Source organism: Enterobacter cloacae complex sp. 382A5, assembly GCF_050031095.1.
Lineage (GTDB): Bacteria > Pseudomonadota > Gammaproteobacteria > Enterobacterales > Enterobacteriaceae > Enterobacter > Enterobacter cloacae.
Window position 1 is genome coordinate 4,391,008 of sequence record NZ_JBLGVK010000001.1, and the last position, 13,110, is coordinate 4,404,117.

General features: G+C 57.1%; 10 protein-coding genes. 2 read left to right on the top strand and 8 right to left on the bottom strand.

Annotated features, from left to right (window positions below):
- Positions 1–16 precede the first annotated feature (16 nt).
- The 5 genes from glgA to asd all read right to left on the bottom strand — a co-directional run bounded on the left by glgA (position 17) and on the right by asd (position 8,261).
- Complete coding sequence (gene glgA, locus ACQG2G_RS20795; protein ID WP_426769458.1) at positions 17–1,450, bottom strand: glycogen synthase GlgA; 1,434 nt, start codon at positions 1,448–1,450, stop codon at positions 17–19.
- Positions 1,450–2,745, bottom strand: a complete 1,296-nt coding sequence (glgC, locus tag ACQG2G_RS20800; protein WP_013099110.1) for a glucose-1-phosphate adenylyltransferase — start codon at positions 2,743–2,745, stop codon at positions 1,450–1,452. The genes glgA and glgC overlap by 1 nt, the downstream gene beginning before the upstream one ends.
- Positions 2,738–4,735: a glycogen debranching protein GlgX gene (gene glgX, locus ACQG2G_RS20805; protein WP_047351998.1), complete on the bottom strand. Its 1,998-nt coding sequence runs from the start codon at positions 4,733–4,735 to the stop codon at positions 2,738–2,740. Before glgX ends, glgC begins: the two co-directional genes overlap by 8 nt.
- The gene (glgB, locus tag ACQG2G_RS20810; protein WP_061771508.1) at positions 4,732–6,918 is read right to left on the bottom strand and encodes a 1,4-alpha-glucan branching enzyme; all 2,187 of its coding nucleotides are present in this window, start codon (positions 6,916–6,918) and stop codon (positions 4,732–4,734) included. The genes glgX and glgB overlap by 4 nt, the downstream gene beginning before the upstream one ends.
- A 239-nt stretch (positions 6,919–7,157) precedes the next feature.
- Entirely contained in the window at positions 7,158–8,261 is a 1,104-nt protein-coding gene (gene asd, locus ACQG2G_RS20815; RefSeq protein WP_029883894.1) for an aspartate-semialdehyde dehydrogenase, read from the bottom strand.
- 177 nt (positions 8,262–8,438) lie between these two features.
- On the opposite strand from asd, the gene yhgN reads away from it, so the two are divergent.
- Together yhgN and ACQG2G_RS20825 are read left to right on the top strand one after the other, a co-directional pair.
- Positions 8,439–9,032: an NAAT family transporter YhgN gene (gene yhgN, locus ACQG2G_RS20820; protein WP_003861574.1), complete on the top strand. Its 594-nt coding sequence runs from the start codon at positions 8,439–8,441 to the stop codon at positions 9,030–9,032.
- Between the two features lie 406 nt (positions 9,033–9,438).
- Positions 9,439–9,885: a hypothetical protein gene (locus tag ACQG2G_RS20825; RefSeq protein ID WP_061771507.1), complete on the top strand. Its 447-nt coding sequence runs from the start codon at positions 9,439–9,441 to the stop codon at positions 9,883–9,885.
- A gap of 147 nt (positions 9,886–10,032) precedes the next feature.
- Here ACQG2G_RS20825 and gntU read toward each other — a convergent pair whose 3' ends face one another.
- The 3 genes from gntU to gntR form a co-directional block, all read right to left on the bottom strand.
- Positions 10,033–11,373, bottom strand: coding sequence for a gluconate transporter (gene gntU, locus ACQG2G_RS20830; protein WP_061771506.1), 1,341 nt, complete (start codon positions 11,371–11,373; stop codon positions 10,033–10,035).
- Positions 11,374–11,376: 3 nt separating this feature from the next.
- Positions 11,377–11,904: a gluconokinase gene (gntK, locus tag ACQG2G_RS20835; RefSeq protein WP_038420757.1), complete on the bottom strand. Its 528-nt coding sequence runs from the start codon at positions 11,902–11,904 to the stop codon at positions 11,377–11,379.
- Between the two features lie 126 nt (positions 11,905–12,030).
- Positions 12,031–13,026 carry a gluconate operon transcriptional repressor GntR gene (gntR, locus tag ACQG2G_RS20840; protein ID WP_014833579.1) on the bottom strand — a complete coding sequence of 332 codons (996 nt, stop codon included), beginning with the start codon at positions 13,024–13,026 and terminating at the stop codon, positions 12,031–12,033.
- Between the last annotated feature and the right edge of the window lie 84 nt (positions 13,027–13,110).

Below are 13,110 nucleotides of genomic sequence, written 5' to 3' on the forward strand. Positions count from 1 at the left end.
CAGTAACTTCGCCTCGTTACATCAAGCGTTGATAGAGATCGCGGTATGACTGCGCCGCAACGTGCCAGCTAAAGTCCATGGACATCGCCTGACGTTGAACGTAACGCCACAGCGACGGACGGGACCACAAGACGAAAGCACGCCGAATCGCCCGAAGCAGCGACCAGGCATTACTGTCCTCAAAGACAAACCCGCTGGCGATACCGTCCGCCAGGTTTTCCAGTGAGCTGTCAGATACCGTATCCGCCAGCCCGCCCGTGCGTCGCACCAGCGGCAGGGTGCCGTACTTCAGGCCGTAGAGCTGCGTCAGGCCGCAAGGTTCGAAACGGCTCGGCACCAGAATGACGTCCGCGCCGCCCATGATCCGGTGCGAGAACGCTTCGTGATAGCCAATCTGCACGCCCACCTGCCCCGGGTGTTCCGCCGCTGCCGCCAGGAAGCCTTCCTGCAATACCGGGTCGCCCGCGCCGAGCAGCGCCAGCTGTCCGCCCTGCTCCAGCAGTCCCGGCAGGGCCTCCAGCACCAGGTCCAGCCCTTTCTGGCTGGTCAGACGGCTCACCACCGCAAACAGCGGCACTTTGTCGTTGACCTTCAGCCCCATCGCAATTTGTAACTGGCGTTTGTTTTCCGCTTTGTCTTCCACGGAATCACGGCCATAGCGGGCCGCGAGCAGCAGGTCGGTCTCCGGGTTCCAGATCTGTTCATCGACACCGTTAAGGATCCCCGACAAACGCCCTTCACGATGGCGCTGACGGAGCAACCCTTCGAGGCCGTAGCCGAACTCCGGCTGCGTAATTTCACGGGCGTAGGTCGGGCTCACGGCCGTGATGTGGTCGGCATAGTAAAGCCCGGCCTTCAGGAACGAGATCTGCCCGTTAAACTCCAGCCCGTGCATGTTATAGAACGACCATGGCAGATCGATGTCATTCATGTGATGGGCGTAGTACATGCCCTGATACGCCAGGTTATGCACCGTAAAGACCGATTTCGCCGGATGGCAGCGCGCCGCCAGATATGCCGGAGCGAGCCCCGCGTGCCAGTCGTGTGCGTGCACAATGTCCGGGCGCCAGAACGGATCCAGCCCTACCGCCATTTCAGCCCCAACCCAGCCGAGCAGCGCAAAACGCAGCACGTTGTCGGTATAGGCAAACAGGTTCGTATCGTGATACGGGCTACCTGGTCGGTCATATAAGTGCGGCGCGTCAATCAGGTAGATGCCCACGCCATTGTAATGTCCATACAGCAGGGTAATGCGTCCGGCGAAGGTGTCACGGCGCGTCACCACCTTTGCATCGGGAATGCCGCGCCGGATATCCGGGAAGGCAGGCAGCAGGACTCGGGTATCGACTCCGCCAGCGATTTGCGCCGCGGGTAATGCACCAAGAACATCCGCCAGGCCGCCCGTTTTTAACAACGGGAACATCTCAGAACATACGTGTAAAACCTGCATCATCGCTCCTGTTTGATCTGCAGCTTCCGCAACATTTCCCGTGTGACTAACACGATCCCCTCTTCAGAACGGTAGAAGCGACGTGCATCTTCTTCCGCGTTTTCACCAATCACCATTCCTTCAGGAATGACGCAGGCACGGTCGATCACGCAGCGACGCAGACGACACGAACGCCCGACCCAGACATCCGGCAGCAGCACCGCCGAATCGATATTACAAAATGAGTTTATACGCACGCGCGGGAACAGCACCGACTGCACCACCACCGAGCCGGAGATAATGCACCCGCCGGAGACCAGCGAGTTCAGCGTCATGCCGTGGCTGCCGGAGCGGTCCTGAACGAATTTCGCTGGCGGCAGGGATTCCATATGGGTACGGATCGGCCAGTTCTGGTCGTACATATCCAGCTCAGGCGTGACGGAGGCCAGATCGAGGTTGGCTTTCCAGTACGCTTCCAGGGTTCCCACATCGCGCCAGTAAGGTTCCGCATTCGGATCCGACTGCACGCAGGACAGCGGGAAAGGATGTGCATAGGCCATGCCAGCTTTGGTAATTTTCGGAATGATGTCTTTACCGAAGTCGTGGCTGGAGTGTTCGTCTTTGTCGTCTTCTTCCAGCAGTTCATAAAGGTAATCTGCATCAAAGACATAGATCCCCATGCTGGCGAGCGATTTGGTGTCATCTCCCGGCATGGTTGGTGGGTTGGCCGGTTTTTCAACGAAGTCGATAATTTTATCGTCCGCGTCCACGTGCATCACGCCAAACGCCGTCGCCTCGGCAACGGGCACCGGCAGACACGCCACGGTGCAGCGCGCCCCTTTCTCGACGTGGTCGATGAGCATGTGGGAGTAGTCTTGCTTGTAGATGTGGTCCCCGGCGAGGATCACGATGTACTCCGCGTTGTAGCGGCGAATGATATCGAGGTTCTGGGTCACCGCATCAGCGGTGCCGCGGTACCAGTTTTCACCGTGAACACGCTGCTGGGCAGGCAGGAGATCGACAAACTCATTCATCTCTTCGCTGAAGAATGACCAGCCGCGCTGAATATGCTGCACCAGGGTGTGCGACTGATACTGCGTAATGACGCCAATGCGGCGAATACCTGAGTTCAGGCAGTTGGACAGTGCAAAATCGATAATTCGGAACTTACCACCAAAGTGAACAGCCGGCTTGGCGCGCTTGATGGTCAAATCTTTAAGACGGGTTCCGCGCCCGCCAGCGAGGATCAGGGCAACCGTTTTTAAGGGGAGCTGGCGTGCCAACATTAAGGGATCGTTCTTCTCTAATCTAACCATGACTAACTCCTTTTTTATCATCTTGGAATACGCACACTCCGTGCGCAGGCCCGTGCCAGACAGCCATTACTACCGGATTATCCGCTCCGGCAAAGGGGGGAACGGCGCGCCATTCCCCGTCAGGTAAAACAATCTCAGCGACGTCATCCGTCGCGTTCAGCGTAACCAGCCAGCGATCCGAAAGCAGGATCTGCAGGCGCGGTACGCCGTGTTGCCACTCTTGCGCGCTTAACGGTTGCGCGTCTTTATTCAGCCAGCGAACGTTGCCGTCGCCCTCCTCCCACCAGCGGTTGGCGGTGAGCGCGGGGATCTGCTGACGAAGGTGGATCAGCGCCGCGGTAAAGTGGATCAGGCCGCTGTTCGCTTCTCCCCAGTCGAGCCAGGTTAAGGTGTTGTCCTGGCAATAGGCGTTGTTGTTACCGTGCTGGCTGTGGCCATGTTCATCCCCTGCCAGCAGCATCGGCGTGCCCTGCGACAACAAAAGCGTCGTCAGCAGCGCATGCACGCTGGCGCGTCGCCGCTCAATAACATCCAGACTTCCGCCTAACCCTTCTATACCATGATTAAAGCTATGGTTATTGTTAGTGCCATCGCGATTCTCCTCGCCATTTGCCTCATTGTGTTTCTGATTGAAACAAACGCAGTCCCGGAGCGTAAAACCGTCATGCGCGGTCACCAGGTTGACGGTAGCAGACGGTCGTTTGCCATCACGTTTAAACAGATCGCTGGAAGCGGCAAAGCGTCCGGCGAACTCCCCCAGCGACAGGCTTCTCTCCAGCCAGAAGCGGCGTACGGCATCGCGATAGTGGTCGTTCCATTCGGCAAACAGCGGCGGGAAGTTCCCCACCTGGTAGCCACCTTCACCAATGTCCCACGGCTCGGCAATCAGCTTCACCCGCGAGAGCACCGGGCAGTTTTTGATCGCCTCAAACAGCGGCGCCTGCTGGCTGAACCCCGGCGTGCGGCCCATCACCGGCGCCAGGTCAAAACGAAAACCGTCGACGTGGAACGTTTCCACCCAATATTTCAGGCATTCATACGCAAAATGCGTCACCGCCGGATGGCTGAGGTTGAGCGTGTTACCGCAACCGGTCCAGTTGTGGTAATCACCATCCTCTCTGATCCAATAATAGCTACGGTTATCAATTCCGCGCATGGAGAGCGTCGGACCGTCGAGATCGCTTTCCGCGCTGTGGTTCAGCACCACGTCCAGAATCACTTCGATACCGGCCGCATGAAGCGCTTTCACCGCATCACGAAACTCGTCCCGCGCCTTGTCCGGGTGGGCGGCGTAGCGGGGGTCGAGCGCAAACATCGCCAGCGGGTTGTAGCCCCAGTAGTTGCTCAGCCCCAGTCGCTGCAGGCGAGGCTCGCTGGCGAAATGGGCGATGGGCAACAACTCCAGCGCGGTGATCCCGAGATGTTTCAGATAGGCGATCATGGTCGGATGGCCGAGCGCCTTATAGGTGCCGCGCATCTCTTTGGGAATAGACGGATGGAGATAGGTCAGCCCTTTTACATGGGCCTCGTAAATCACGGTGTTGCCCCACGGCGTGCCCGGCGGGGCATCGTCTTCCCAGTCGTAGCGATCGCCCACCACCACGCTTTTTGGGGCCACGTGGGCGCTGTCGCGGTGGTCTGGTTCCCCGTAGCCGACGTGGAACAGCGGGTCGTCTTTAAACTCGCCTTCCACGCGGTGGGCACACGGGTCAATCAGCAGCTTTGCCGGGTTAAACCAGTGCCCCTGAGCAGGCGCCCAGGGACCGTGAACGCGAAAACCGTAATGCATCCCTGGCCGTCCACCGGCCAGGTAACCGTGCCAGGTATCCCCGGTGCGCGCCGGTAAATCGTAACGATGTTCGTTACCTTCCCCGTCAAACACACAGAGTTCGACCCGCTCCGCGTGAGCAGAAAAGAGGGTGAAATTCACACCCTTTCCGTCAAAGCTCGCCCCGAGCGGTTCGGGTTTACCTGCCGTAAGCTGCGTCATTCGCCCTCCCGCACCAGCCAGATGGTACCGAGCGGCGGCAGCATCAGGCTCAGGGAGTTGGGGCGCCCGTGGCTTTCGATGGCATCACTCTGGACCAGTCCGCCGTTACCGGCGTTACTGCCGTGGTAATGCATGGAATCGGTGTTGAGGATTTCGCGCCATTTACCGGCCTGATTAATGCCAAAGCGGTAATGATGACGTGGAACCGGCGTAAAATTACTGGCAACGATAATCTCGTTGCCCGCTTTATCCCGGCGCACAAAAACAAATACCGAGCGCTCATGGTCGTCCACCACCAGCCACTCAAAACCGTACGGATCGAAGTCCAGCTCGTGCAGTGCTTTATGGTGGCGGTAGGTCAGGTTCAGATCGCGGACCAGCCGCTGCACGCCGTGGTGCCAGTTGTCAGCGCCCTCCAGCAGATGCCAGTCGAGGCTGGTATCGTGGTTCCACTCGCGCCCCTGGGCGAACTCGTTGCCCATAAACAGCAGTTTTTTGCCCGGGAAGGCGAACATCCAGCCGTAGTAGGCGCGCAGGTTGGCAAACTTCTGCCACGCGTCGCCCGGCATGCGGTCGAGAATGGATTTTTTACCGTGCACCACTTCATCGTGCGACAGCGGCAGCATGAAGTTTTCGGTGTAGTTGTAGAGCAGCCCGAAGGTAAGCTTATCGTGATGATACTGACGATAAACCGGGTCGAGCTTCATGTAATCGAGCGTGTCGTGCATCCAGCCCAGGTTCCACTTGTACCAGAAGCCCAGGCCACCCATTGACGGCGGACGGGAAACGCCCGGGAAGTCGGTGGACTCTTCCGCCATCGTCACCGCGCCCTCAACCTGCTCGCCAATAATGCGGTTGGTGTTGCGCAGAAACTCAATTGCTTCCAGGTTCTCGCGACCGCCATACTCGTTCGGGATCCACTCGCCCTCTTTGCGGCTATAGTCGCGATAGATCATCGACGCCACCGCATCCACGCGCAGGGCATCAATGCCGAAACGCTCGATCCAGTAAAGCGCGTTCCCGACCAGGTAGTTCGCGACTTCACGACGACCGTAGTTGTAGATCAGCGTATTCCAGTCCTGGTGATAGCCTTCGCGCGGGTCGCTGTGCTCGTACAGTTTTGTGCCGTCGAACTCGGCCAGCGCAAAATCATCCGATGGGAAGTGGCCCGGCACCCAGTCAAGAATGACGTTCAGCCCTGCGGCGTGTGCGGCATCAACGAAATAGCGGAAGTCGTCGCGCGTGCCAAAGCGGCGCGTCGGTGCGTATAACCCGGTAGGCTGATAGCCCCAGCTTCCGTCGAACGGGTGCTCGTTAACCGGCAGCAGCTCCAGATGGGTAAAGCCCATCCATTTGGCGTACGGTACCAGCTGGTCAGCCAGCTCACGATAGCTCAGCCAGAAATTGTCATCGGTGTGGCGACGCCAGGAGCCGAGATGCACCTCATAAACGGAGATTGGCGCGTCGAAGCGGTTAGCCTGCTTGCGCTCTTCCGTCTGGACCACCTTCTCCGGCAGGCCGCAAATAAGCGAGGCAGTATTCGGGCGCAGCTCCGCTTCAAAGGCGTACGGGTCAGCTTTAATGCGCAGCTTGCCGTTGGCATCGATCATCTCAAATTTATAGAGCTGACCGTTATGCGCGCCGGGGATGAACAGCTCCCAGATGCCGGTTTCCCGACGCAGGCGCATGGGGTGACGACGACCGTCCCAGTAGTTGAACTGCCCGACGACGGAGACGCGCTGGGCGTTTGGCGCCCACACAGCAAACCGCGTGCCGGTAATACCATCCATGGTATCCGCATGGGCACCCAGCGTTTCATAAGGCCGCAGATGGGTGCCTTCGGACAGCAGCCAGGCATCCATCTCTTTTAAGAGCGGGCCAAAGCTATAGGGATCGTCAATCAGGTTTTGCTGACCGTGCCAGATGACGGCAAGCTGATAACGAAAGGGGTTTTTACGACGGGGCATGACGCCCGAGAAGAAGCCACGTGAGTCGAGGCATTCCAGATTACCCACCTTGCGGCCGGTTTTGGGTTCGATGACCCACACTTCTGTAGCATCTGGTAACAGCGCGCGAACTTCCAGCCCGGCCTCTGTACGGTGCATCCCTAGCACAGAAAAGGGGTCGGCAAAATGACCCGCAATAAGCGCATTAATCACGTCTCTCGAAATACGATCGGACATGGTATTCATCCTGTTTTTTTATGTCGCCCTTTTTATTCGCTCCGGGACGACTTTTAATGTGACCTAAACGGTGCAGCTCATCCTCTCTGCTCCGCCCTACCCTCAGGTGAGAAATAAATCTTCCTTAAAGCATAGCCAACGACGAGGTTCCTCCTGATAAAAAATAAGACATCTGCGTTTTACTCCATGTAGTACGCAAAAAAAGGGGGTGAAAATCACCCCCGGTAGTTAACAAATTATTACGCCAGCTGGCGCAGCATACGGCGCAGTGGCTCTGCGGCACCCCACAGCAGCTGGTCACCCACGGTGAACGCGGAGAGGTACTCTGGCCCCATGTTCAGCTTACGCAGACGGCCAACCGGCGTGGTCAGCGTGCCGGTGACGGCCGCAGGCGTCAGTTCGCGCATGGTGATATCGCGATCGTTTGGCACCACTTTCGCCCACGGGTTATGTGCGGCGAGCAGCTCTTCCACGGTCGGAATAGACACATCTTTTTTCAGTTTAATGGTGAAGGCCTGGCTGTGGCAGCGCAGCGCGCCGATACGCACGCACAGACCGTCAACCGGAATGGTGTTCGCGGTAGCGAGGATTTTGTTGGTCTCCGCCTGACCCTTCCACTCTTCACGGGTCTGGCCGTTATCCAGCTGTTTGTCGATCCACGGGATCAGGCCACCGGCCAGCGGTACGCCAAAGTTATCGACCGGCAGTTCGCCGCTGCGGGTCAGTTCGGTGACCTTACGCTCGATATCGAGGATCGCGGACGCCGGATTTGCCAGCTCGGTCGCAACGCTCTGGTGCAGCTGGCCCATCTGGGTCAGCAGTTCACGCATGTGACGCGCACCGCCGCCGGATGCGGCCTGGTAGGTCGCCACGGAGACCCACTCAACCAGGTCCTGCGCGAACAGGCCACCGAGGGACATCAGCATCAGGCTGACGGTACAGTTACCGCCGACAAAGGTTTTCACGCCGTTGTTCAGGCCGTCGGTGATCACGCCCTGGTTCACCGGGTCGAGGATGATGATGGCATCGTCTTTCATACGCAGCGAAGAGGCCGCGTCAATCCAGTAGCCCTGCCAGCCGCTTTCACGCAGCTTTGGATAGATTTCGTTGGTATAATCGCCGCCCTGGCAGGTCACAATAATGTCGAGTGCCTTCAGCGCTTCCAGATCGTAAGCATCCTGCAACGTCCCTGTGGTACCACCAAAGGACGGTGCAGCCTGGCCGAGCTGGGAAGTGGAGAAGAAGACCGGGCGGATAGCGTCGAAATCGCGCTCTTCAACCATGCGTTGCATGAGTACAGAGCCGACCATACCGCGCCAGCCGATAAAACCAACGTTTTTCATAGCATTTGTTTCCTGCAGAGGGTGTGTGCTGTTTGTGCAAGCCAGTATTGAACTGGGATATGCTTCACATTACAAAATGCTGCCAAAGTCGCAAGCGAAATTAATCGATGATTGCCCGGCAATCAGAAAAAGAGCTAATCATCCTAATAACCATAGAGAAATTCAGGGCTAATTTACATGAGTGAAATCATTTCTGCGGCGGTTTTATTGATCCTGATAATGGATCCACTGGGAAACCTGCCGATTTTCATGTCGGTGCTGAAGCACACCGAACCCAAGCGCCGCCGGGCGATCATGATCCGCGAGCTGCTCATCGCCCTGCTGGTGATGTTTATCTTCCTTTTTGCCGGCGAAAAAATTCTCGCCTTCCTGAATCTGCGTGCCGAAACGGTCTCCATTTCCGGCGGAATTATTCTGTTCCTGATTGCCATTAAGATGATTTTCCCGAGCGCGGAAGGCAGCAGCAGCGGCCTGCCTGCGGGTGAAGAGCCGTTTATCGTACCGCTGGCGATCCCGCTGGTCGCCGGGCCGACCATTCTGGCCACATTGATGCTACTGTCGCATCAGTATCCCAACCAGATGAGCCATCTGGTGATTGCTTTGCTGATTGCCTGGGGCGGAACGTTCATCATTCTGCTGCAATCGTCGCTATTCCTGCGCCTGCTGGGCGAAAAAGGGGTCAATGCGCTGGAACGTTTGATGGGGCTGATTCTGGTGATGATGGCGACGCAGATGTTCCTGGACGGGATACGGGCGTGGATGAAGGGATAGCAAGGTAAAAGCAAAACGGCAATCTTAGATTGCCGTTTTTAGTGTTTGCTCCCTCTCCCCGTGGGAGAGGGCCGGGGTGAGGGCAACAGGCCGCACTCCTCAAAAATAATATTTCGTTTTGCGAGCCGCCTTCCAGAGCCTCTCTTGCCACCCCATCCCCAACGCAGTATCTTCTTGCCGCGCCTGCAAAATCAGGCGTCGGGATTAGCCTCCTGAACTTCCTCATCAGCAACACGAGTGTTATCGTGTCGCGCGCTTAGCTACACTCCAATGGTGGGCCAGGCGGGGGCGTCGCAAGACGCGCCGGTAGCTGATGAGGCCGGTAAGGCTAACCCTGTCTGGTTCCACCACCCGTGAGATTAGCCTCTCCAGTGGTGGATATACATTACGCATCAGAGGCGGTCTTATGACTACTACCCTTAGCTTTTCTCACTCCTTATTCACCACACCGTTCGATCACACCATCGACTTCACCGAGCTGGCAGACAACTGCGCGCGGTTTGTCGACGTGCTGGTTGAATGTGACGATCCAACCCAGAAGATGGCGCTGTGTGGACGGCTTTCCGCCTGCCTCGCCCTGCTCCAGCCGACGCTGCTTGAACCTGTGCCAGAATATTTAAAAGCCAGCCTGACGGTGGATGACCTGCCGTTGGACGTGCCGGTATTCGAACCGGAAGTTGATCAGTTAGGGCGATATTGCCAGCTGTTAACGCAAATGCTGTTAGCGCATTCGCTGTCAGAAAGCGATGAGAGAGTGGCGGGAGATCTGCTGCAGGAGTTGGTGCGATTTTACAGCGATACGCTAAAAGCGCCGCGCTGGCTGCGCACAACGGAAGGCACAGTGCTGCTGTAAAAAAGCCGGGTGGCGCTTGCGCTTACCCGGCCTACGGGAACTGAGTTTTTTGTAGGTCGGGTAAGGCGAAGCCGCTACCCGACAAAATAAGATCTCTGCAGCCTGATGCCCTCACCCCAACCCTCTCCCAGAGGGAGAAAACCGGGGTTAGCTCAGCAGCGTAAACGCAATCATCCCGACAATCGCACCCGTAGTGCCGAGGATAGTTTCCATCAGCGTCCAGGTTTTCAGGGTTTGCGCTTCGGTCGCACCGGTAAATTTACCGAACAGCCAGAAGCCCGCATCGTTCACGTGCGACACCACAATCGAACCACCCGCGATACAGATAGACAGCGCCGCCATCTGCGCACCGGAGTAGTTCAGCTTTTCAATCACCGGCATCACCAGGCCAACAGCCGTTAAACAGGCAACGGTCGCGGAGCCCTGAATGATACGCACCGCCGCCGCCAGCACAAAGCAGGTGACCGCGATGGGCAGTCCCATTCCGGTCAGCGCTTCACCCAGCGCCGGACCGACGCCCGAATCCACCAGCACCTGCTTGAACACGCCACCCGCACCGATCACCAGCAGGATAATGCCCGCTGGCTGCAGCGCAGCACCGCAGATTTCCATCACGCGGTCTTTCGGCATCCCCTGACGCATCGCCAGGCCATAAATCGCCACCAGACACGCCACCAGAATTGCCGTGAACGGGTGACCGATAAATTCGAACCATTCGTACGCGGTAGATCCCACCGGTACAAAGCGCGCGGCAATGGTTTTCAGACCCACCAGCACCAGCGGCAGCAGGATCAGAGACAGGCTGAAGCCGAAGGACGGCATTTTACCTTCGCCCAGGTGCGGCTCGGTAATATCATCAGGAATATGCAGTTCAACGTAGCGGCTGATGAAATTGCCCCACAGCGGACCGGCGATAATCATTCCCGGGATTGCCGCGCACAGGCCAATCAGGATCATCCAGCCAAAGTCGGCGTGCATCTGGGAAGCCAGCAGCATCGGCGCAGGCCCCGGCAGCAGAAACGCCGCGGCTGCCGCCACGCCCGCAAACAGCGGAATAACCAGCTTCACAAGGTTAGTACCGGTATGGCGCGCCATGGAGAACGCCACGCTAATCAGCAGCACCACGGCCACTTCAAAGAACAACGGCAGCGCGCAGATCAGACCGGCCAGGCCAATCGCATAGTGTGCACGACTGTGACCAAACGATTTCAGCATCTTGACGGCAATCTGGTCGACCGCGCCCGTCTCATGCAGAATCTTGCCAAACATCGCGCCCAGCGCGACCACAATAGCCAGGAAGCCCAGTGTGCCCCCCATCCCTTTTTCCATCGTCGCAGCGATCTTGTCGAGCGGCATACCGGAAAAGAGACCCGCACCAATAGAAACCACCATCAAAGCAACAAAAGCATGCATACGCGCTTTCATCACTAAAAACAGCAGCAGCAATACCGAACCCACTGCTGTCAAAACTAGCGTTAATGTACTCAAAACTTACTGCCTTTTATTAATGACCTCGATGGTGCTGGCAACAACACCCTCCAGTGACTGATCGATATCAACCACTAAGACGTCTTTTTCATCTTCACCTGGCTCCTGCAGCGCTTCGAACTGTGTGACCAGCATCTGGGTTTTGAAGAAGTGGCCTTTGCGCGCCTTGAGACGGCTTTCGATGACGTCGAAATCGCCTTTCAGGTAGATGAAAGAGAGGTTCGGGTTGCCGTCACGCAGCAGATCGCGGTAGGTTTTTTTCAGCGCAGAGCAGACGATCAGGGAAACTTTATTGGTGCGCTGCATGGCAAACGCGGCATCGTTCAGCGCCTGTAACCACGGTTTACGGTCGTCGTCGTTCAGCGGCTCGCCGGAGGCCATCTTCATGATGTTGCTGCGCGGATGGAGGAAGTCGCCATCAAGAAACGCCGCATTAAGTTGATGCGCCACTTCGCTTGCCACGGCAGATTTACCGCTACCGGAAACGCCCATCAGGACGTAAACGTGGTGATCATGATTAGTCGTGCTCAAAGGGTGTCCCTCAGTCAATTGTTACGGGTAACAGTTATCGGTAACATTGTCCTGCCGGGGCAAAAGAGAAGCAATATCCAAACGTGCGCGATGTGAATAAGTGTGAGCTACTTCAAATTTGTCGGATTAAATAGATCCACCCGGTGACAAGGTGAAACCTAAATCTAACATTTTTGGCGTAACCGCTTCACCGCGAATGCGCGCCAGCAGGCGTTCTGCGCCAATGCGGCCCATGCGTTCACGCGGTGTCAGGACGCTCGCCAGACGCGGCTCCATCACCTGGCCGATGTCATGGCCGTGGAAACCGGCTATCGCCATATCATCGGGGATCTTCAGCCCCAGACGCTGACATTCGAACGCTGCACCGACCGCAAGGTCATCGTTGGTACAGAAAATACCGTCCAGTTGTGGATACTCGCGCCGTGCCTGCCGCATCAGCTCAATACCCGACGTATAGGAAGAGGACTGCTCCACCATCACGCTGTACGGGGTTAAATTTGCGTCAAGCATCGCCTGCTCGTATCCCTTCTGTTTGATGATAGTACGTTCATCAAGACGCGCACCCAGGTAGGCGATATGACGATGACCGCGCGCGATGATCGCCGCCGTCATCTGCCGCGCCGCTTCGAAGTTGTCAAAACCCACGGCAATATCAAGGCACGGCGACTGGCTGTCCATCAGTTCCACCACCGGGATCCCGGCCACTTCAATCATCTTCAGCGTACGGGGGGTGTGAGTACGTTCAGTTAAAATCAGGCCATCGATGTTCCAGGAAAGCATCGATTCAAGACGTTCTTCTTCCAGTTCCGGTTTGTAGCCGTAGTGTGCCAGCATGGTCTGGTAACCAAACGCATCCGTGACGCTTTCAATACCGCGCAACACTTCGGCAAAGACCTGGTTGGTTAAAGAAGGCAGGAGGACGCCCACCGCACGACTGGTAGCATTGGAGAGAATATCGGGTGCGCGGTTGGGGATATAACCCAGTTCATCGAGAGCAGCGGCAATCTTGCCACGCAACGCTACGGAAACCTGTTCCGGGTTACGTAAAAAACGGCTGACCGTCATTTTGGTCACACCAACACGATCGGCGACATCCTGAAGTACGGGGCGTTTCTTTTTCATCGTCCTGAGAAATCTTGAAGAGAGAGATTTGCTCAGTTTATCACGGACAAAGCCCATCCTTCCCCTGTCAAAGGGAAGGATGGG

Bases quoted from the DNA above. Each gene is read 5' to 3' on its own strand.
- glgA (WP_426769458.1), bottom strand. From the start codon at position 1,450: ATGCAGGTTTTACACGTATGTTCTGAGATGTTCCCGTTGTTAAAAACG.
- glgC (WP_013099110.1), bottom strand. From the start codon at position 2,745: ATGGTTAGATTAGAGAAGAACGATCCCTTAATGTTGGCACGCCAGCTC.
- glgX (WP_047351998.1), bottom strand. From the start codon at position 4,735: ATGACGCAGCTTACGGCAGGTAAACCCGAACCGCTCGGGGCGAGCTTT.
- glgB (WP_061771508.1), bottom strand. From the start codon at position 6,918: ATGTCCGATCGTATTTCGAGAGACGTGATTAATGCGCTTATTGCGGGT.
- asd (WP_029883894.1), bottom strand. From the start codon at position 8,261: ATGAAAAACGTTGGTTTTATCGGCTGGCGCGGTATGGTCGGCTCTGTA.
- yhgN (WP_003861574.1), top strand. From the start codon at position 8,439: ATGAGTGAAATCATTTCTGCGGCGGTTTTATTGATCCTGATAATGGAT.
- ACQG2G_RS20825 (WP_061771507.1), top strand. From the start codon at position 9,439: ATGACTACTACCCTTAGCTTTTCTCACTCCTTATTCACCACACCGTTC.
- gntR (WP_014833579.1), bottom strand. From the start codon at position 13,026: ATGAAAAAGAAACGCCCCGTACTTCAGGATGTCGCCGATCGTGTTGGT.